At 76.2% G+C, this 20,626-nt stretch carries 15 protein-coding genes; 9 read left to right on the forward strand and 6 right to left on the reverse strand.

The genetic code is table 11. From position 1 onward, the window contains the following. Window positions 1–3: 3 nt before the first annotated feature. The 5 genes from J116_RS07895 to J116_RS07915 are packed head-to-tail and all read right to left on the reverse strand — an operon-like array spanning window position 4 to window position 8,250. A complete protein-coding gene (locus tag J116_RS07895) occupies window positions 4–1,365 on the reverse strand; it encodes an ABC transporter substrate-binding protein (RefSeq protein WP_079147683.1) in 1,362 nt (453 codons plus the stop codon). Beyond that, on the reverse strand, window positions 1,362–2,288 hold the full coding sequence (locus J116_RS07900; protein WP_023586556.1) for a hypothetical protein: 927 nt from the start codon (window positions 2,286–2,288) through the stop codon (window positions 1,362–1,364). The genes J116_RS07895 and J116_RS07900 overlap by 4 nt, the downstream gene beginning before the upstream one ends. 37 nt (window positions 2,289–2,325) lie before the next feature. Continuing rightward, entirely contained in the window at window positions 2,326–3,963 is a 1,638-nt protein-coding gene (locus J116_RS07905) for a VWA domain-containing protein (RefSeq protein WP_051203437.1), read from the reverse strand. Between the two features lie 34 nt (window positions 3,964–3,997). Further along, window positions 3,998–6,400, reverse strand: coding sequence for a serine/threonine-protein kinase (locus J116_RS07910; protein WP_028963812.1), 2,403 nt, complete (start codon window positions 6,398–6,400; stop codon window positions 3,998–4,000). Continuing rightward, window positions 6,397–8,250: a S1 family peptidase gene (locus tag J116_RS07915; RefSeq protein WP_023586559.1), complete on the reverse strand. Its 1,854-nt coding sequence runs from the start codon at window positions 8,248–8,250 to the stop codon at window positions 6,397–6,399. Before J116_RS07915 ends, J116_RS07910 begins: the two co-directional genes overlap by 4 nt. A gap of 88 nt (window positions 8,251–8,338) precedes the next feature. Here J116_RS07915 and J116_RS07920 point away from each other — a divergent pair, with 88 nt between their 5' ends. Beyond that, on the forward strand, window positions 8,339–8,659 hold the full coding sequence (locus J116_RS07920) for a trypco2 family protein (protein WP_023586560.1): 321 nt from the start codon (window positions 8,339–8,341) through the stop codon (window positions 8,657–8,659). Between the two features lie 179 nt (window positions 8,660–8,838). Further along, entirely contained in the window at window positions 8,839–9,471 is a 633-nt protein-coding gene (locus tag J116_RS07925; protein ID WP_023586561.1) for an SMI1/KNR4 family protein, read from the forward strand. Window positions 9,472–9,536: 65 nt separating this feature from the next. Here the strand turns inward: J116_RS07925 and ku are convergent, their stop codons facing one another. Further along, on the reverse strand, window positions 9,537–10,658 hold the full coding sequence (gene ku / locus J116_RS07930; protein WP_023586562.1) for a non-homologous end joining protein Ku: 1,122 nt from the start codon (window positions 10,656–10,658) through the stop codon (window positions 9,537–9,539). A gap of 41 nt (window positions 10,659–10,699) precedes the next feature. Between ku and ligD the strand changes: the two genes are divergently transcribed. From ligD to J116_RS07965, 7 genes are all read left to right on the forward strand, one after another. Further along, window positions 10,700–11,605, forward strand: a complete 906-nt coding sequence (gene ligD, locus J116_RS07935) for a non-homologous end-joining DNA ligase (RefSeq protein WP_023586563.1) — start codon at window positions 10,700–10,702, stop codon at window positions 11,603–11,605. Next, the gene (locus J116_RS07940) at window positions 11,602–12,525 is read left to right on the forward strand and encodes an ATP-dependent DNA ligase (protein WP_023586564.1); all 924 of its coding nucleotides are present in this window, start codon (window positions 11,602–11,604) and stop codon (window positions 12,523–12,525) included. Before ligD ends, J116_RS07940 begins: the two co-directional genes overlap by 4 nt. 251 nt (window positions 12,526–12,776) lie before the next feature. Then, complete coding sequence (locus tag J116_RS07945; RefSeq protein ID WP_023586565.1) at window positions 12,777–15,134, forward strand: PBS lyase; 2,358 nt, start codon at window positions 12,777–12,779, stop codon at window positions 15,132–15,134. Between the two features lie 148 nt (window positions 15,135–15,282). Next, window positions 15,283–16,086: a hypothetical protein gene (locus J116_RS07950; RefSeq protein WP_028963813.1), complete on the forward strand. Its 804-nt coding sequence runs from the start codon at window positions 15,283–15,285 to the stop codon at window positions 16,084–16,086. Then, entirely contained in the window at window positions 16,083–17,405 is a 1,323-nt protein-coding gene (locus tag J116_RS07955) for a sensor histidine kinase (protein WP_028963814.1), read from the forward strand. Before J116_RS07950 ends, J116_RS07955 begins: the two co-directional genes overlap by 4 nt. Window positions 17,406–17,633: 228 nt before the next feature. Next, complete coding sequence (locus J116_RS07960) at window positions 17,634–19,112, forward strand: FtsW/RodA/SpoVE family cell cycle protein (RefSeq protein ID WP_023586567.1); 1,479 nt, start codon at window positions 17,634–17,636, stop codon at window positions 19,110–19,112. Further along, window positions 19,109–20,608, forward strand: coding sequence for a penicillin-binding transpeptidase domain-containing protein (locus J116_RS07965; RefSeq protein ID WP_023586568.1), 1,500 nt, complete (start codon window positions 19,109–19,111; stop codon window positions 20,606–20,608). The genes J116_RS07960 and J116_RS07965 overlap by 4 nt, the downstream gene beginning before the upstream one ends. The last annotated feature ends 18 nt before the right edge of the window (window positions 20,609–20,626 follow it).

The raw sequence follows: 20,626 nt of genomic DNA on the forward strand, positions 1-20,626 counted from the left end.
CCCTCAGCCGTTGCCGCACACCGTCGGCAGCCACGCGGCGTCCCTGTGCCGGGCCCGCATCTCCTCCAGCACGGCCAGCCGCTGCGGCAGCTCGTCCGGGGCCGCCAGGAACCGCAGCGCCGCCTGGTGGAACGCGTCCCGCATCGCAGGCGGCATCGCGTCGCTGGCGTCCCAGCAGCGCATCGTCCCCCGGGCCCGCAGGGTCGCGTCGACGCGGCCGGTCATCGGGTCCGCGTCGTACGTGGCCGTCGGCACCGCCCTGTTGGCGGTGAAGCCCAGTTGCGCGGTGCCCGGGTCGGCGAGGTGCCGGATCAGTGCCCGCGCCCCAGGGGTGTCCCGCAGCATCGCCGCCAGGTCGCCGGCCACCTCCCAGGCCGTCGCGTCCCGCCGGGCGCCGGGGATCACCGCCTTGGCGTGGGCGTACCGGCCCCGCACCGCCATCCAGTGCGCGCCGGACCGGACGAACGACGCCTGGTGCTCCAGCCGCTCCTTCACGCAGGCCGGGTCCGAACCGCCCCACGGGTCGGCGTAGTTGGCGAGCAGCGCCCGCTGGACGCGCTGCCGGTCGCCCGCGCCGACGAGGGCGCCCCACGTCGTCCATGCCTTCCGTACGGCCCCGTCCGTCCACGGCAGCCGCCCCGTCGCCCACTTCTGGTACGTCTCCCAGCCCGCCTGCTGGAGCAGTACGTCCTCCACCCAGTCGGTGCCCGGCCAGCCGGACGTGGCGCCGGACTCCAGGGCGAGGCACCACTCCCCCGGGTCCCTGGCGATGCGGGCCACCTCGGCCTCCGGGAGGGCGCCCGGGTGCCACACCATGCTCTTCAGGTCCGCCTTCACGGGCACCCAGTGGACGGCGCCCGCCACCTCGGGCGCCCACATCGGGTCGTAGTGGTCCGGGTCGAACAGGCCGTCCAGCGGCTCGAGCCTGCCCTGCCCGGCGTACGCCGCCAGCTCCCCCGGGCCGGGCATGACCACCACGTCCGGGGGTGTGCCCGCCTCCACGTCGGCGGCCAGCACCTGGCTCTCGGCCGAACTGCCCTGGTACACGACCCGGATGCGGTGCTCCCGCTCGAACGGCTCCAGCACCTCGCGCCGGAACCGGTCCTCGTCGCCGCCGGTCCAGTTGCCCAGCAGCGTCACCGAGCCCTCCCAGCGACGCGCCCACTCCACCCCGGCGACCACACCGGCGGCGAGCAGCGCCAGGCAGAGCGCCACGATCGTGTACGCACGCCCCCGGCCGCCCAGCGGCCCACCGCGCGGCCCCCGGCCGCCCGGCAGCGCGCCCGCGCCGTGCCGGCCACCGCTCACCGGGGTGCCCGCGCCCTGCCGGCCGCCCACCAGCGGCCCCCGTCCCCCGCCGCTCATCGGCGCGTCCCGGAGCGGTACTCGGCGATGCGCGGCAGCAGACCGCTCACGGACAGGGCCACCAGGGCCACCCCTCCCACCAGGATCCAGTCGGACGCGGCGGCCCGTACGTCCACGTCGGCCAGGTGCCGGGCGACCCGCGCCCCGGCCGTCGCGATGCCGTCGCCGGTCGGGGTGCCCCGCAGTTCGCGCAGCGCCTGCGCCGTTCCCTCGCGCGTACGGAAGGTGTGCCACGCCAGGGTCGCGGCGCCCGCCGTCCACAGCGCCGTCGCGGCCAGCAGCGGCGGGTCGGCCAGGCGGCGGAACCGGCGCCGGGTGAACCGCTGGGCCTCCCACAGCGCCGCGCACAGGGCGGTGAACAGCACGGCCGCGGCCACCCACGCGAGGGTCAGCGGCCGCCCGGGCTCCGCCTGCCGTTCGGCCACGGCGAGCTGCTGGGCGCGCAGTTCGGCGAGGCGGCCCATGATGTCCTCGTCCGTGCCGGGCGCGTCCAGGACGCGGTCGGCGTAGTGGAGGTACGCGGTGCGCAGCGGGGAGCCGTCCGGTTCGCGGTGGGCCTGCTCGACCCAGCCCGCGTAGACGGCGATCAGTCCGGTGACCGTCTGGAGGGTGCGGCGGCCCTCGATGCCGGTGACGTTCTCGGACGCGGCCAGGGCGAGCGCCTGGTGGGCGACGGACACCCGGGTCTGGAAGGCGCCCGTGCCCGCGCCTTCGAGGCCCGCCTCGGGCACCGCCTCGCGGGCCAGGACCAGCGCCGACCTGGCCGTGTCCACGGCGAGGACGCCGGGCGAGCTGGCCTCGGCGAGCCGCGCCGCGTCGTCGTGGACGGACCGGTACGCCGCGAACAGCACGAGCGTCGCCGCCAGGCCCAGCGCCACCAGCACCGCGAGCCGCAGACGGAGGTCGTACGCGGTGGTGCTCACGGGCGCTCCCGGAGGCCAAGGCCGTACGCGTCGCTGTTCACGGCCGCTCCCGGAGGCGGTGGCCGCAGCGGGGGCAGAAGCGGGCGGTGGCGGGCGCCCGGCCGTCGCACGCCGGGCAGGCCACGGTGGCGGGCGCGGGGCCCGCGCCGGGGCCGTCGGGGGTGTCGCCGTCGTCCTGCTCGGGCCCGTACGTGCTGTGGCTGCTCGCGGTGATCAGGTGCTCGAAGTCCACCGGGGCCAGGTCGGGGCGGAGCCGTACCCGTCCGGTGGCCGCGTCCTCGACCACCACCAGCCGCTGGAAGTCGGCGAGCGGCCGGGCGGCGCCGACCGTGTGGGCGAGCCGGACGCCCCGGCCGAGGTGCTGCTCGGCGGCCTCGCGGTCGCCCCTGCGGTAGGCGTCGGCCGCGGCGGCGACGGCCTGGCCGAGCTCCCCGTACAGCTGGAAGTGGGCGACCTGGGTGTCGGTGTGCCGCGACAGGGCCGGGTCGTCCGTCCAGTGGACGACGCAGGGGCGCGGCGGCGGCAGCCGCGGGCCGGGGCCGGCGGCGGCCGAAGCGAGCGCGACGACGGCCAGCTGGAGGTCCTCGCGGCGGGGACGGCCGGTCGGGTCGGCGGCGATGCACAGGTGGTAGCGGCGGGTCTCGTCGCCCCAGGCGCGGGTGGTGAAGCGGTACGTGCCGTCCGGCCCCGGCGGCCCGGCGGGCTCCAGGTCCGCCTCGGTGGGGAACACCTGCTTCAGGTACCGGACCTGGGCCCCCGGCACGGGTGTGACCTCGACGGTCAGCTCGGGCACCGTCTTGGTGAGGAGCCGGGCCGTCAGCTTCTCGTACTCGCCGGGCAGCGCGGACTCCTCCCGTACGGCTCCGGCGCTGCCGTGCAGCCGACGGGTGACGCGCAGCAGTTCGCGGGCGTCCCAGCCGTCGCCGATGCCCCAGGCGTCGCAGACGAACCGTCCTTCCCAGGTGTCCAGTACGGCGTCGAGCGGCATGGAGCTGTCGTGCTCGTTCCTGCCGTCCGTAAGGAGCAGGACGTGGCCGATGGGCGCGCCCTGCTCGGCGAGGAGCCGCCCGGCCAGGTCGAGCCAGGCGCCGATGCAGGTGCCGCCGCCCGCGACCAGGCGGTGCAGGGCGGACTCGGCGCGGCGGCGCCGGCTCTCGGACGAGAGGGCCATCCGTTCGCGCGTCGGGTAGGCCATGACGGCGGCCTCGGTGCCCTGGACGACGGCGAACGGTGTGCCGGGCGGCAGCATCCGGATCGCGGCCGCGGCGGCCTGGCGGGCGGCGCGGAACTTCTCCTGCGGCCAGGTCATGGAGCCGGAGCAGTCCACGACGAGGACCTGGGCGAGGAGGGCCGCCGCGGGGGCGGTGTCGTCGGCTCTGCCGGGGCCGGTGTCGTTGGCCTTGCCGTGGCCGTGGCCGGGGCCGAAACCGGGCCCGGGTCCCGGTCCATGTCCGGGTCCTGTGCCTGTGCCGTCCGTACCGGCTCCGGCGTCGGCGCGGGCGCCCGTACCGGCTCCGGTGCCGCCCGTCCCGGCGGCCGCCGCGCCGTCCACGCGGACGGTCAGCACCACGTGCATCTCCTGCTCGCGGGACTCCGTCGAGAGGTACTTCCACTGGCTGACCTCCAGGCCGGCGGCCGTGCGCGCCATGCCGTCCCCACCGCTTTCCGGCGTCATGTCCTCGCGTCCCCCTCGTCGCGTGTGCGCGCCCTCAGCCTTGTCTCTTCCCCCGCCGCCCCGCCGGTACGAGCCTCAGGCGCGGCGGCGGGAGGACCGCGTACGACCGGTCGAGCAGGTCGCCGCGCAGATCGCCCCCGCCCGACGGGTCGGCGTCGCGCGCCTGGTCGGCCAGCGCCCGCAGGGAGCGGGAGAGCAGCCGGCTCAGCGCCGGGACCGTGTCGTCCGTGCCGAACACCTCCCCCGCCGGGAACCCTGGCCCCCATCCGCCGGGCGGCCGGTTGGCGAGCGCGCTCTCCCGCAGCTCGGCGAGGAGCCGGTCCCTGGACTCGCCGCCCTCGCCCGTGCGGGCCAGCTCCGCGAACCGCTCGGCCGCCTCCCGCAGCCGGGCGGCGGCGGGCCCGGCTCCCCGCGCGCCCGCGCCACCCGGCGCACCCGGCGCCTCGGCCGGGCCGGGCGCGCCCGCCGGGTACGGCAGCCGCCCGGCCAGGACGCGTACGGCCGCGACCCGGGCCGCGTCGTGGTGGCGGGACGTGGTGGGCACCCCGTCCAGTACGGCGACGGCACCCTCCCGGTCGCCGCCCCTCAGATGGACCCGCGCCAGGCCGAACGCCGCGCTGCCCTGTGTACGGTCGCGCTGCCACACGGCCTCGTAGTAGTCGCGGGTGCGCTGCTCGTCGGCGCCGAGGTGCTCGGCGCAGTAGCCGAGCGCCAGCTTGGGCGCCCACTCGCCGGGCAGCGCCGCGTACACGGCCGCGAACTCCTCCTCGGCCGACCGCACCTGTCCCTCCGCCAGCCGTACGAGCCCCCGGTGCCAGGAGACCCGCCAGTCGTACTCGCCCGCCCCGAGCCGCCGGGCCGTCTCCAGCCAGCGCCCGGCCTCCTCGGGCCCGCCCCCGTTCGCGTACGCGCGGCACAGCCACAGCGCCGTCTCGACGGTGCCGAACTCCGGGTCCTGAGCGACCTGTTCGGCGACGCGCTCGGGGCTGCGCGCGGCGAGCCCGCCGAGGAGTACGGCGGCCGGGTCGTCCGGGTCCGGGATCGGTACGGGCAGGCCCCGCGCGGTCTCCCGGGGCTCCGGCGCCGCGACGGGCAGCGTGCGGGGGCCGTCCGGCGCGGCGGCCCAGTGGGCGAGGTCGGGGACGGTGCCGAGCGCGGCCCCGAACAGCGTGCCCGTCGGCGTGAAACGGGTGGAGCGCTCCGGGTACGGCTCGTGCCAGGTCAGGGCCTGGTGCTCGCGCAGCACCTCCCACAGCTGGCGGGACATCTCGGCGGCCGAGGCGAACCGGGCGGCGGGCTCCGGGTGGGTGGCGCGGCGGATCAGCGCGTCGAAGGAGCGGGCGGCGAGCCCGGATGCGGGGGCGGCGCGGGTGGCGAGGGCCTGGAGGGTGCGGCCGACCGTGTAGAGGTCGCTGTCCACGTGGAAGCCGCGCTGGTCGCGCTCCCGCTTGGGCGGGGCGTAGTCGCGGGTGTAGACGAGTCCGGAGGTGCGGTCGTCGGCGCGGCGGATGGCACCGAGGTCGATGACCTTGATGTCACGGCCGTAGTGGATGACGTTGTCGGGCTTCATGTCGCAGTACAGGAGGCCCTGCTCGTGGAGGTACTCCAGCGCGCCGAGGATCTTGCAGCCGTAGGTGATCACATGGTCGATGCCGAAGGGCCTGCCGAACAGTCCGGTCAGCTCGGCGTCGGAGGCGTGGCGGAGCCAGGCGAGGGAGCGGCCGGCGATGTACTCCATGACGATGTAGCCGGTCGGTTCGTCGTCGCCGGGCGCCTGGTGCTGGACGTACGTGATGATGCGGACGATGTCGCGGTGGTGGAGCGTGGTGAGGGAGCGGCGTTCCTCGACGGCGGAGCGCCGGGCCACGGCGTCGCTGGTGTTGATGAGGCCCTTGAGGACGACGAGGTGGTCGGGGACCTTGGTGTCCTCGGCGAGGTAGACCCAGCCGAGCCCGCCGGCCGCGAGGTAGCCGAGGACCCGGTAGTGGCCGCCGACCGTGTCGCCGGGGCGCAGGCGCGGTTCGAAGGAGTACGGGCGGCCGCACTCGGGGCAGAAGCCGTGGTCGGGCGCGGGGCCGCCGTCGTAGCCGACGCCGATGGTGCCCGTGCAGTTCTCGAAGCCGCAGCGGCGGCCGCCGGAGGGCGGGCGGGCGGTGGTGCTCGCGGCGACACCGGGCGCGGGGGCGTCGATGTGCGGGAGGAGGACGAGGCCGTCACGGTCGAGCGGGGCGGGCGCGGCCGGGGAGGTGGTGGAGGCGGGCCCGGTGGGCGGTGCCGCGGGCGAGGTCGGCGCCGACCGTCCGGAGGCGGCCGGGGCGGGGGTGGCCGGGGCGGATGCGGCCGGGGGCAGGCGGTGGCAGGTGTCGCAGAAGCCGGTGACCATGAGGGTGCCGGTGCAGCCGGGTCTGCCGCAGGGTGTGGGCGCGGGTCTCGTCATGACGGCGCGGCACCTCCCCGCTCCCGTCGGTCCCGCCCGGCTCTGGTCCCGTCGCGCCCCGCCGGTTCCCGCACGGCTCCGGTCCCGTCGCGTACGGCGCCGTCCGGTACGGCCCGGTCGTCGCGCGCGGCGGCGTCGCGTAAGCCGGGGTCACGCCCGGCGGCGTGGCGTACGGCCGGGTCGGCGCGCTCGACCAGGGCGGTGTACGCCTCGACCGCCTCCGCGGCGGCGGCCACGTCGCACGGGCGGGCGCGCAGCAGCTGGTGGGCGTGCCGGTACAGGGTGTCGGCGTCCAGGTCCTCGGCGCCGTCGGTGAGGCTCCGGTGGAGGGCGTGGTAGGCGTCGAGGCGGCCGGCGAGTTCACCGCGGCGGCGGCGCAGCGCGTCGAGGCGGGCGGCGGCGGCGTGCAGGCGGGCACCGAGCCGGTCGGTGAGCCGTTCGTACGCGGCCAGGTCGGGGCCCGCGCCGGGCTCGGCCCGCTGTCCGGCGGCGGTCAGGAGGTGGAGGGCGCCGCCGGCCCGGTAGAGGGCGTCGTGCACGGCGGCGGGGTCGTCCGCCCGTACGGTCGCCATGGCGTCGCCCAGGGACGCGGCGAGCGGACCGGTCAGCTCGCGGAGCCGGGCGACGAGGTGGGCGTGGCGCTCCCGGACGGGGCCGAGGACGAGCGCGGTGCGGGCCTGTTCGTGGACGCGGCCCCGCTCGCGGAAGACGAGGAGGAGGCGGCTGCCGCGGTCCCTCAGGACGGTGAGGAGGTCGAGGAGGGCGGGCGGGTCGGCGGCCCGGTCCACGCCGACGACGACCAGGGTGAGGGGGACGCCGCCGGTTCTGATCCGTTCGACGGCGGGGTCGGCGGGGTGCTGCCACAGGCCCATGCGCTCGGCGACGCGTTCGGCGACCTCGGCGGCGGTGGCGCCGGTGGCGTCCACGGCCAGGTCGTGGCCGCCCGCGGAGGGGACGGTGCCGGGCGCGTCGAGCGAGGCCCGGCCGACGGACGCGCGGGTGCGTAACTCCCGGTCGGCGAGGGTGATGGCGCGCAGCAGGGTCGCCGCGCGGGCGTGGTCCCCGGGGCGTACGACGCTGATCCTCACCTGTTCGCCGTCGCCGCGCAGCCAGGCGGCGAGACGCTGCGCGTACGGCTCGTCCAGGGCCGGTGCGGGCGGTGCGCCGCCGGTGCGGGAGCGGAGCCGCTCGTCCACGGCGGTGGGGCCGCGGGTCCAGGCGGCGGCCTTCGGGAGGTGCTGCACGATCGTCTCGGCGGGGCTCATGAACGAGAACGCGTTGCCGTGCCGGTCGCGCATGCCGGTGAGGACGATGCCGATGACCTCGCCGGTCAGGTCGTCCACGACTCCCGCGCCGCTGCATCCGGGGCTCGCCAGTTCGCCCGGGGTCTGCGGGCCGAGCTGGACCTGCCCGTCGCGTCCGCAGCCGCCGATGATGGTGGCGCGGAACCAGATGCCGCCGTTGTGCTCGTACGGGAAGCCGTACATGCGGACCGTGCGGTGCGGTGCCGACAGTCGGCGCAGGAACACCGTCTCGTGGGCGGGCCTGGGGCGTTCGAGCCGCAGGAGGGCCACGTCGCCGCTGGGGTCGTCGTCCGCGTCGCGGGTCTCCGGTACGTACGCGTCCTCGTCCACCCAGGCGGTGACGGCGGGGACCTGGCGTCCCTGCGCGCCGACGAACTCGGCGGTGACGTGCGAGCCGGGGGTGACGACATGGGCGCAGGTGAGGACCCGGTCGGGGCTCAACAGGACGCCCGCTCCCGCGATTTCGCCGTCCGCCCACCGGATGCGGACCGCCCACGGCGGGGTCTTCGAGGAAGGATCGGCGCTGATACCCCCGTCGGCCACCATGGTCGGAACTATACGCGCGGGGCCCGTTCTGCCCCATACTTGTCGCGCATGCTCGACGTTCGCACAACGACGGGGCGGGGGTTGCGCGATGGCCGACGGACAGGACTTCGTGGGGCTGGCCGAGGTGGTGCGGCAGATCCGCGGGGAGCTGGAGAAGGCCCGCGACGAGGCGGAGGGCCGGGCGCTCGGCTTCACCGTGGAGCGGGTGAACCTGGAGTTCACCGTGCAGGTGCACCGCGCCGCCTCGGGCCGGGGCGGGCTGCGCATCGGCGTGGTCACGGCCGAACTGGGCGGCCAGGTCGACCGGCAGACGACCCATCAGGTCCAGGTGGAGCTGGTGCCGGAGTACGAGGGCGGCCGGGTCCGCGTCGGCCGCGGCGCGCCACCGCCGCGCCCTTCCACCGCCTGACCGCCGCCGTGCCTTGCAGCGCGTGACCGTCGCCGCGGCTTCCACCGGCCGATCTCCCCGGCGCCGCCGCGCCGTTCCTCCCGTACGGTCGGCGGAGCCGCACAGGCCCGGCTTCCGGAGCGGCGATGTCAGTCCCCCTGATTACGGTGGCCGCACACCGACCTGGAGGGGACCGCGCCGTGAACGTTCATCCCGACGTGGCCGAGCTGCTCGATCTCGTACCGAAGGACTTCGCAGGCGGCGAGCGGATCGACTGGGCCGCCGCCGAGGCCGCCCTCGGCACGAGGCTGCCGAGCGACTACAGGGCGGTGCTCGACACGTACGGTGTGGGGAGCATCGGGGACTTGGTCATCCTGCCCCCGCTCCCCAGCGACCTCCCCGGATGGGAGGAGTGCCACATGGGCAGCAGTACGGCGGGGATACGCGACCTCTGGGACGCGTGCGGGGGCGTCCCCGGTGTGCCGCTCGGCGCCGACGCCGTCCTGCCCTGGGGCACGGGGATGAACTGCAACGAGATGGCCTGGCTCATGGACGGCCCCGACCCGGACACGTGGCCCGTCGTCGCCTGGCGGCGGCAGCACGCGTGGGGCGAGCCGCCCTGGGCGCTGTTCGACTGCGGCATGGCCGAGTTCATCACGCGCATGATGCTGGGCCGGTTCGACGACTGCCCGCTCGGTGACGCGTCCCTCTGGAAGCGGACGGGCACGTTCGTGAGCTGGCGGGAACAGGAGCGGCGGCTGCTGGCCGGACTGGACCCGCAGACCGGTGAGCCCTGCCCCTACGCCCACATGTTCCCCGTCACCAGGGACTGAGCCCGGCCAAGGCCAAATCCCGGGTCCGGACCGGGCGGGGGCGGGGGCGGGGCGAACGGGCCGGTCTAGGCGGACTTCCTGCGGGTGGTGGACTTCTTCGCCGTCGTCTTCTTCGCCGTGCCCGTCGCCGTCTTGCGTTCGGCGGTCTTCTTCGCCGTGGACTTGGAGGCGGACTTCGCCGCCGTCTTCTTGGCGGCCGGCTTCGCGGTGGTCTTCTTCGCCGTGGACTTGCGGGCCGGTTCCTCGTCGGCCGTCTTCGCGGCGGTTCTGGCCGTGGACTTCCGGCCGCCGCTCGCCTTCGGCGCGGCCGGGGCCTTCGGGGGCGTACGGCGGGGCAGCTCCGTGACGGACGCCGCGTCCTCCCCTGCTGCGGCCCCCTCGGCGGCCTGGCCTGCCGGGGCCTCCTCGCCGCGTGCCTCGCGGGCCGCCCTCACGCTGCTCTCCAGCGCCGCCATCAGGTCGATGACCTGCGCGCCCTTCTCCGGCTTGGCCTCCGCCGGGATTTCGAGGGCGCCCTCCGCCTTGGCGGCGATCAGCTCCTCGACCGCCTCCCGGTAGTCGTCGTGGAGGGTGCTGATGTCCACCTCGCCGAGCGTGTCCATCAGGGCGTCCGCGAGGTCCAGCTCGGCGTCGCGGACCGTGACCGCCGTGTCGGGCGCGACGCCCTCCGGCTGGCGGATCTCGTCCGGCCACAGCAGGCCGTGCATGGCGATCACGTCGTCCACGACGCGCAGCATCCCGAGGCGCTCCCGGCCGCGCAGCGCGAACTTGGCGATGGCCACGCGTTCGCTGCGCTTGAGCGCCTCCCGCAGCAGCGTGTACGGCTTGGCGGCGGGCACGCCGTTCGCCGCGAGGTAGTAGGCGGCGTCCATCTGGAGCGGGTCGATCTCGGACTCCGGTACGAACGCGACGATCTCGATCGTCTTGGCCGTCGGCAGCGGCAGCGCGGCCAGGTCCTCGTCGGTGATCGGGATCATGGTCCCGTCGGCCTCTTCGTACGCCTTGCCGATCTCCGCCGTCGAGACCTCCTCGCCGTCCAGCTCGCACACCTTGCGGTAGCGGATGCGGCCGCCGTCGGCGGTGTGGATCTGGCGGAAGGAGACCGAGCGGTTCTCGGTCGCGTTCACCAGCTTGATGGGGATGCTGACAAGGCCGAAGGAGATCGCGCCGTTCCAGATGGATCGCACGGTTCATCCCTTTCGTCCCGAAATCGTGGGATTCTCATCCTATGACGCCGATCACGGAGGTGGAGGGGCGGCGCCTCGCGCTCAGCAACCTGGACAAGGTCATCCACCCGGCCACGAGCACCACCAAGGGCGAGATCCTGCACTACTACGCGGTCGTCGCCGAGGCGCTGCTGCCGCACCTGCAAGGCCGGCCGCTGTCGTTCCTGCGCTACCCGGACGGCCCCGACGGGCAGCTGTTCTTCACCAAGAACCCGCCGCCCGGGACGCCCGACTGGGTGAAGACGGCGCCGGTCCCCCGGACGGAGGACCCGCGTGCCCGGCAGGTGGTGGTCGAGGACCTGCCCTCGCTGATGTGGGCGGCGAACCTGGTCGTGGAGTTCCACACCCCGCAGTGGCGGGCCGCCGCCCCGGCCGTCGCGGACCGGCTCGTCTTCGACCTGGACCCGGGACCGCCCGCCACCGTGGTCGAGTGCTGCCGGGTCGCCCTGTGGCTGCGGGAGCGGCTCGCGGCCGACGGCCTCACCGCGTACGCGAAGACCTCCGGCGCCAAGGGCCTGCACCTGTACGTGCCGGTCGAGCCGACCCCGTCGGAGGAGGTGTCCGCGTACGCGAGGAGGCTGGCCGTCGAGGCGGAGGCCGAGCACCCGAAGCGGGTCGTGCACCGGATGGCGAAGGCGCTGCGGCCCGGCAAGGTGTTCGTGGACCACAGCCAGAACGCCGCCGCGAAGACCACCGCCGCCCCCTACACCCTGCGCGCCCGCCGCCTGCCGGCCGTGTCCACGCCGCTGACCTGGGAGGAGGTCGAGGCGTGCGGCGACCCGGGGCAGCTGGTGTTCCTGCTGGACGACCTCGGGCCGCGCCTCCAGCGGTACGGCGACCTGCTGCGGCCGCTGGTGGACCACGAGGGCGCGGGACCGGTGCCGGGGGCGTCCGGGGCCCCGGCGTGAAGGGGCCCGTCGTACCGCCCGTCCGGGTGGCGCTCGCGGAGACGGTGGGCGCCCTGCCGCGCGACCCGGGCCGCCTCGCGTACGAACCCAAGTTCGACGGACACCGCATGGTGATGTTCCGTGGCGCGCCCGGCGATGTGGTCCTCCAGGCCCGGTCGGGGCGCTTGGTCACGGCCGCGTTCCCGGACCTCGCCGAGGCCGCGCTGGCCCTGCCGGACGGCACGGTGCTGGACGGGGAGGTCGTCGTCTGGTCGGGCGGCCGGATCGACTTCGCCGCCGTACAGGGGCGCGCGGCGGCCACCCCCGGCCGAGCGCCCGCGCTGGCGCGGCGGCTGCCCGCCTCGTACGCCGCCTTCGACGTGCTCGCCGCCGACGGCCACGACCTGCGCCCGGCCCCGTACACCCGGCGGCGCGCGCGGCTGGAGGAGCTGCTGGCCCAGCTGGGCCCGCCGATCCAGGCGGTGCCGATGACGACGGACCCGGATGTGGCGGAGGTCTGGTTCGGGACGCTGACGGCCGCCGGGATCGAGGGGCTGATGGTGAAGCGGCTCGACGAGCCGTACAAGCCGGGCCGCCGCGCATGGCGGAAGCTGCGGCACACGGACACGCGGGACGCGGTGGTGATCGGCTTCACCGGCCCGCGCGAGCGCCCGGCCGCACTGGTCCTGGTCCTCCCGGACGACGACACCCCGGTCGTGTCCAGCCCGCTCGCCCCCCGGCTGCGCGCCGAGGCCGGGGCCGTCCTGCGCGGCCTGCCGGAGCCGGAGGGGGGCGGCGGTACGGCGACGGCGGTCGGACTGGGCGAAGTGGCGTACCGGTCGGTGCCGCCCGCGCTGGAGGCGGAGGTCGCGCAGGGCACCACCCGGCACACGGTCACCACGGTCCTGCGTCTCAAGGAACGGTCGGCGCCAGCGAGTTGACGTTACGTCACGACGCGTGCGGGTCTGGAGTGGCACGGCGTGCAGAAGGGACCCGCCCAAACCGCACGTCCCCTCGGGCCACCCACCGGCGACCGGTTGCCGGGCGGCCCGCGAGCGGGCAGGAATCGGGGAAACGGGGGTACGAAGACGTGTCCGATGCGTGTCCTGGGCGTGTCCGATTGCCGGGGCATCGACGACCCCGGTGTGGTGCACTATTGCCCCCAAGTGCAGGGTTCACGGGGAGGGAAGGCATGTTCACGGGGATCGAGGAGGTCGACTGGGCCTCACTGGGTCATGCCTACGGCCCGGCCGACGACGTGCCCGCGCTGCTGCGCGGCCTGGCGTCCGACGACCCGGCGGAGCGCGAGCGGGCGCTGGACGGGATGTACGGCACGGTGCACCACCAGGGCGATGTGTACGACTCGACGCTGGCCTGCATCCCGTTCCTGCTGGAGCTCGTGGCGTGCCCGGACGTCCAGGACCGGGGCTGCGTCGTGGAGTTGCTCGCCAGTATCGGCGGGATCGACCTGTCCGGCGACGACGAGTTGCAGGAACTCGACCCGGACGACGAGGAGTTCGAGGACGCCGCCAACTACGCCATGGCCGCAGCCGCCGTGGCCGCGGGCGCCGACGTGTTCCTGGGCCTGGTCGGGGACGAGGACCGGGAGGTGCGGCTCGCGGTCCCCGGCGCGCTGGCGTCCCTGCACGGCGACCCGGTGCGGGTGCGTGACCTGCTGCGGGAGCGGCTGACCGTGGAGCGGGACACGGAGGTGCGGCTCGCGCTGGTGGAGGCGGTCGGCAGGATCGCGCTGCGGTACGAGTCCCTGCGCGAGGAGACCGCGGGCTGGCTGGCCTGGCTGTCCGGTGCCGCCCAGGACCCCGCGCTGCGGCTGGCCGCGCTGACCCAGCTGGCCCGGTGCGCCCCGGGGCGGCTGCCGGGCGACGTCGTGCCGACCGTGACCCGGCTGCTGGCGGAGCTGCGCCGGTCGGTGCCGCGCTCTCCGGGGTCCGCCACCGGCACCGGACCGGGCGCGGGCCCGGGCGGGCGGGCGGGGACGGGTACGGGACCGGGTGCGGGTATCGGTGCGGGTGCGGGTATCGGCACCGGTACCGGTTTCGGCGCGGCCACCGGTCTCGGCGCGGGCGGCGGGATGGTCGCCGGAGGTCCCAACAGCCCGGCGAACCCGTGGAATTCAGCCAACTCCTGGGGGACCCAGGGCGGGTGGGACACACCCGCGACGACAAGCCCCGTGCACTCCGTGCCACCGGCGGAACCGGCCGAGCTGCGGCCCGTCGCGCCGACGCTCGTCGGCCAGCTGCGGGAGCTGCGCGAGGAGCAGCGGGCCGGGCGCGGCACGGCGTGGGCGGACGAGCTGCTCCGTACCCTCCACAGCGCGCTCGACGACCGGGTGGACGACCGGATCGCCCTGGTCATCGCCCAGTTGGGCAGCCCGGACAGCGCGCAGCGGACGGACGCGGTGTGGATGTCCGGCAGTCTCGTGCGCACATGGCGGGGCGCGTACGACGAGCTGGTGCGGCTCGTGGGGGCGCAGCTGCGCGACCCGGAGCCGAGGCTGCGCGCGGCGGCGGCGAACTGGCTGGAGGGCCTGTTCTCGCTGGCCGCGCCCGCCGCGGACGACCTGGCCGCGCGGGTGGCCGCCGACCCGGCCCCGTGGGCGCCCGAGTGGGTGGGCGGCCGGCCCGGTACGGCGAGCGCGCTCCTGGCGCTGACCCGGGCGGGCGACGCGCGGGCGGTCCCCGCGCTGGCCAGGGCGCTGGAGCAGCCGGAACCCGACGGCAAGCTGCTGTACGCGATCCCGCACCTGGCGGAGGCGGGCACCCCCCTGGTGCCGCTGCTGCGCCGCAGACTCGGCGCGCTGCCGCTCGACGACGAGCTCGGCGAGCAGTCGGGGCCGCTGCTGCTGGCGTTGGCGAAGCTGCGGGCGGTGGAGGCGCTGCCGGAGGTGCTGCGGGTGCTGCGCGGGGCACCGGTGTTCCGCCGCGACTGGGTGCTGGAGTCCGCGCTGCGGGCCGTCGCGGCGTTCGGCCCCGCCGCGCGGGAGGCGGCGGCGGACGTGCGGGTGCTGCTGGACGACGCGTCGGCCGGGACGGTGACGGCGGCGGCGCGGGCGCTGTGGGCGGTGGAGGGCGACGCCGGGGCGGTGCTGCCGAGGCTGCGGGCGCTGCTGCGGGCGCCGGACGCGCACGGGCGCCGGTCGGCGGCGTGGGCGGTCGGCGCGTTCGGCGGGTCGGCGCGGGCGGCGGCGCCGGAGCTGCGGGCGTGCCTGACGGCGCCTGACGTGTGGCTGCGCGTGGACGCGGGGACGGCGCTGTGCCGGGTGACCGGTGACGCCGGGGAGGCGCTGCCGGTGCTGCTGGCGGCGTGGCGGGAGAACCGGCACACGCGCGTGGAGATCGCGGAGTGCCTCGCCGAACTGGGCCAGGTCGGAGGGCTCGCACCGGACGCCGAACCGTTGCTGCGCGCCGAACTCGCCCGTACGCGGCGGCACAACGTGTCGGCCGGGGTGACCGGCGACCACGACGTCCACGAGGACGAGCGCCTGCTCGCCCTGTGCCGCCGCGCCCTGGACGACACCGCCCGCGCCTGAGCGGCCGGACGCCCTCCCCTTACGGCGGGGCCGGACCCGCCGTACGCGTCACGCGGGACGCGGACCACGTGCGACGGCGCCGCCGACGGCGCTCCGGGCGGCGTAGGGTCTGCGCAGATCGTCCCGAACGCCAGGAGCGCCGAAGACCGTGAACCCGGATCGCCGTCGTCCCGCCGTGCGCCGCGCGGCCCGTCTGGTTGCGGCCGCCGCGCTGCTGTTGCCGCTGGTGGCGTGCGATGACGCGGGGGGGCTGCGGAGCGCGGGTGCCACACCGACCGCCGTGGGCCCGGTACGGCTGTGGCCCGACCTGCCGCCGGTGACCGCGCCGCCCCTCGACTACGGCGAGAGCGACACGCGGCGGGTGCCCGGCCTCCGGGTGCCCGGCGGCGGTGTACGGCGGGTGGACCCGGTGGCGGTGGTCCGCGCCGAACTGGCGGCCGACCCCGACGGGGCGGGCGGCGGCGACGGCATGGACGCCGTCACCGCGCGGGCCGTCCGCCGGTGCGCTGCCGAGCCGGAGGCGTGCCCCGTCCTGCGGCCGTACCACCGGGACCTGACGGGGGACGGCGAGGAGGAGCTGATCGTCGCGGTGCGGATGGCGGACCAGCTCGTGGCGGTGCGCTGCTACCGCGCGGAGGGCGGCGGGCTGACGCGTGTGATGTCCACCGTCGAGCAGCTCGTCAGCGTGGAGCTGGCGGGCCGGGACCTGATCCTGCGGGCGGTCTCGGCGGGCATCCCCGGCTACGAGTACCGCACGGCCTGGTCGTGGGACGCCCAGCAGGGCACCATGCTCCCGGCGCGCGACGAGATCGTACGGGTCAAGCCGAAGCCGCCCCGGCCGGGCCCGCTCCCCTCCCCGCCCGCCGGGCCGGACGGGGCAGCCGACTCCGGTACGGACGCCGGGCAGCCGGGTACGGGCGGCGGGGCCGGTGCCGGGGTGGGCGCCCGGTGAGCCCCGGCCGCGCCCGCCCGCGCCGCCGCCGACGGGTGCCGAGTGTGCCGCGCCGCCCCGCCTGGACGGCGACGCTCACCTGGAAGGCGGCCGTCTTCATCACGCTCATGTGCTGCGCGCTCGCCGCACTGCTGGGCGCGCTGGTGCACGTGTCGGTGACCCGGCAGACCGTGGACGCGTCCCGCGAGAAGGCGCTCGCCCGGCTGGAGGACGTGACGCGCGCGTACGAGGCGGGGGAACCGCTCCCGCCGTTCGCGGGCGTCGATCCGGTGGGCCTGCCCCGGTCGCTGCGGGACCTGGCGACGCGCGGCAGCCGGGGCACGGTGGTCGCCGAGCACGAGGGGCGGCCGACGATGTGGGCGGCCGGACCGGCGGACGGGCGGGCACTGGCCGTGCGCGTGGACTACTCGCAGAGCGCCCGCACCATCAGCGGCCTCGACCAGGCGATCCTTGGCTCCTCGGTGCTGGCCATCGGGGCGACGCTGCTGGTCGGCTGGTTCGCGGTGACCCGGGTGACGCGGCGGCTGCACCTGACGGCCCGGGTGGCGCGGCGGATCAGCGCGGGCGACCTGGACGCGCGGGTCAACGACCCCCGTACGAAGGACCCTTCGCGCCCGCAGGACGAGGTGGCGACCGTGTCGGGCGCGCTGGACACGATGGCGTCGACGCTCCAGGGCAAGCTGCTGAGCGAGCAGCGCTTCACGGCGGACGTGGCGCACGAGCTGCGGACCCCGCTGACCGGCCTGTCCGCCGCGGCCGAACTGCTGCCGCCGGGGCGCCCTTCGGAGCTGGTGCAGGACCGGGTGCGGGCGCTGCGGGCGCTGACGGAGGACCTGCTGGAGATCTCCCGCCTGGACGCGGGCCGCGAGCGGGTGGACCTCGACGTGTACGCGCTGGGCCCGCTCGTCGAACGGGTGGTTCCGGTGTCGGGCGGGCGGGCACGGGTGCGGATCGTGCGGGACGCGCGCGTGGAGACCGACAAGCGCCGTCTCGAACGGGTCCTGGGCAATCTGCTGGCCAACGCGTACAAGCACGGCGCGCCGCCGGTCGAGCTGACCGTGGACGGGCCGGTGGTGACGGTCCGGGACCACGGGGAGGGGTATCCGGCGTACCTGCTGGAGCACGGGCCGCAGCGGTTCCGCACGGAGAGCGGCGGCAAGGGGCACGGGCTCGGACTGACCATCGCGCGCGGGCAGGCGGTGGTGATCGGCGCCGAGCTGGTGTTCGCGAACGCCCCGGACGGCGGCGCGGAGGCCCGCCTCACCCTGCCGGAGTACGTGGACCTCACGGGCGAGGAGGACGACGGGACCCCGGCGTGACGGCCCGGCCCCTGCCCCTTGCCCCGCTGCGGCACCCGACCCGTACGGGCAGTCCCGACCCCTACGGGCGCCCTGCCCCGAAGAGGCACCCGACCCCGACGCCCCTGACCCGTACGGGACCCCGCCCCCGTACGGGCGACCCGGGCCCGTACGGGTCGGCCCCCTCGGGCGGCGCGGCACAGTGTGACATAAGGGACATATCACTCATCGCTTGCTACGTTGCGGGGCATGACCGCAGCGACGACGGACGCCCCGCCGCCCAAGGTGCGTCTCCCCCGGCGGCGGGGGGTGGAGTTCTCGCTGCTGGTCTGCGCGGTCCTGTGTTCCATGCTCGGGTACGCCGCCGTGGGCCTCGCCCGGAGCGGGGCCGTCCCGCACGACGTCGCCGGGTACGGCGCCGGGCTCGGGCTGCTGGCGCTGACGGGTCATCTGGCGGTGCGGTTCGGTGCCCCGTACGCCGACCCGCTGTTCCTGCCCATCGCGGTCCTGCTGAACGGCCTCGGGCTCGTCCTCATCTACCGCCTCGACCTGGAGACCCCCGCCGACCAGGCCGCGCCCACGCAGCTCGTGTGGTCGGCGCTGGGCGTGGGGCTGTTCGCGGCCGTCGTCGTGTGCCTGCGGGACCACCGGCTGCTCCAGCGGTACGCGTACCTGTCGGTGGCCGCCGCGCTGCTCCTGCTGACCGTGCCGATCTTCTTCCCCGCCGTGAACGGGGCCCGGATCTGGATCCGTCTCGGCGGTCTGTCGTTCCAGCCGGGCGAGTTCGCCAAGATCCTGCTCGCGGTGTTCTTCGCCGCGTACCTGGCCGCGAACCGCACGGCGCTCGCGCACACGGGCCGCACACTGTGGCGGGTGCGGCTGCCCGCCGGGCGGGTGCTGGGGCCGATCGTCGCGGTGTGGCTGATCAGCGTCGGCGTCCTCGTCCTGGAGCGGGACCTCGGCACGTCGCTGCTGTTCTTCGGCCTGTTCGTGATCCTGCTGTACGTGGCGACGGGCCGCACCGGATGGATCGCGGTGGGGCTGCTGCTCGCGTCGGTCGGCGCGTTCGCCATGGGGGCGCTGGAGCCGCACGTCCACGGGCGGGTGGAGGACTGGCTGCACCCGTTCGCGTCGATCGAGGCGGGGCAGGGGCCGGGGCAGCTGGCGCAGTCCCTGTTCGCGTTCGCGGCGGGCGGGATGTTCGGCACGGGTCTGGGGCTGGGCCATTCGACGCTGATCGGCTTCGCCGCCAAGTCGGACTTCATCCTCGCCACGGCCGGGGAGGAGCTGGGCCTCGCCGGGCTGTCCGCGCTGTTCCTGCTGTACGCGCTGCTGGTGGCGCGCGGCTACCGCGCCGGGCTCGCGCTGCGCGACCCGTTCGGGCGGCTGCTGGCGACGGGCCTCGCGTCGATCCTGGCGCTCCAGGTGTTCGTGATCGCGGGCGGCGTGATGGGGCTGATCCCGCTGACCGGGATGGCGATGCCGTTCCTCGCGCAGGGCGGCTCGTCGGTCGTCACCAACTGGATCATGGTGGCGCTGCTGATCCGGGTGAGCGACTCGGCCCGCGCCCCGGGCCCGGACGACGACCCTGACGACGACCAGGCCGCCGACGGCCACCCGGCGGCCGGCGGCCCCTCCGCACCCCGGGCCACCGGCGCACCCGCCACGCCCGGGGTGCCCGGCGGCGTGCCGCTGCTGCCGCCGCCCGCCCGGGAGGACGCCCGGTGACGAGGTACATCCGCCGCGCGGCCGCCCTGTGCCTGGTCCTCCTGGTCGCCCTGATGGTCAACGCCGTGCGCGTCCAGGTCGTCGAGGCCGACCGGCTCGACGCCAACCCGGCCAACCGCCGCACCGTACTGGCCCGGTACGCCGAGCCGCGCGGCGACATCCTGGTGGAGGGCCGCCCCGTCACCGGCTCGGCCGACACCGGGCAGCCGCTGCGGTACGAGCGCACGTACACCGACGGCCCCCTGTACGCGCCGGTCACCGGCCACGCCTCGCAGACGTACGGCACGACGCTGGTGGAGGACGCCGAGGACGCGATCCTGTCCGGCACCAGTCCGCGCCTGTCCGCGCTGCCCCTGTTCGCCGGCCTCGACCCGGGCCGGCGCCCCGGCGGCCATGTCGCCACGACCATCAGGGCCGCGCTCCAGCGGGCCGCCTACGAGGGGCTGGCGGGGCGGCGGGGCGCGGTCGTCGCGCTGGACCCGTCGAGCGGCCGCGTCCTGGCCCTCGTCTCCAGCCCCTCGTACGACCCCGGTGTGCTGTCCGGCACGGGCGGCCCGGTCGCGGCGGCGTGGGCGCGGCTCAACACGGCGCCGGGCCGCCCGATGCTGAACCGGGCGCTGCGCGAGACGTACCCGCCGGGCTCCACGTTCAAGATCGTGACGGCGGCGGCGGCGCTGGACGCGGGCGTCGTGACGAACGTGCACGCGCCGAGCGGCACCCCCGACCCGTACCGGCTGCCCGGCACGCGCACGCTGCTGCCGAACGAGGCCAAGGGCTGCGACGACGCTTCCCTGGCGTACGCGATCCGCTGGTCGTGCAACACGGTCCTGGCCCGCCTCGGGGTGGAGGTCGGCCTCTCCCGGATGGTGCGCACGGCGCGGGCGTTCGGCTTCAACGACCCGGACCTGCGCGTCCCGTCGCGGGTGGCGCCGTCAAATTTCGACACGGACATGTCCCCGGACCGGCTGGCGCTCTCGGCGATCGGCCAGTACGACACGAGGGCGACGCCGCTCCAGATGGCGATGGTCGCGGCGGCGGTCGCGGGCGGCGGGGAGGTGGCCCACCCGTACCTGGTCGAGTCGGTGACCACGGCGGGCGGCGGGCTCGTCGGGCGGACGCCCCGGCGCACGTACGCCCAGGCGATGACCCCGTCCACGGCGCGGCGGCTGCGGGAGCTGATGGTGGACGTGGTGGAGCGCGGGTCGGGCAGCAACGCGGGCATCGACGGCGCGGAGGTCGGCGGCAAGACGGGCACGGCCCAGCACGGCGTGGGCAACCAGGGCACCCCGTACGCGTGGTTCATCGGCTGGGCCCGCGCGGCGGGGGCGCCCCGCCCGGCGGTGGCGGTGGCGGTGGTCGTGGAGGACGCGGCGGCCCGGCGCGAGGAGATCAGCGGCGGCGGCAGCGCGGCCCCCATCGCCCGCGCGGTCATGGAAGCGGCCCTGGAGGCGGACCGGAGGCGGGGGAAGGATGACGGCCGCCAGGGCCTGTCCTGAGTCGCGCTCTCAGAGCCG

The organism is Streptomyces thermolilacinus SPC6, from assembly GCF_000478605.2.
In the GTDB taxonomy this organism is placed as follows: domain Bacteria; phylum Actinomycetota; class Actinomycetes; order Streptomycetales; family Streptomycetaceae; genus Streptomyces; species Streptomyces thermolilacinus.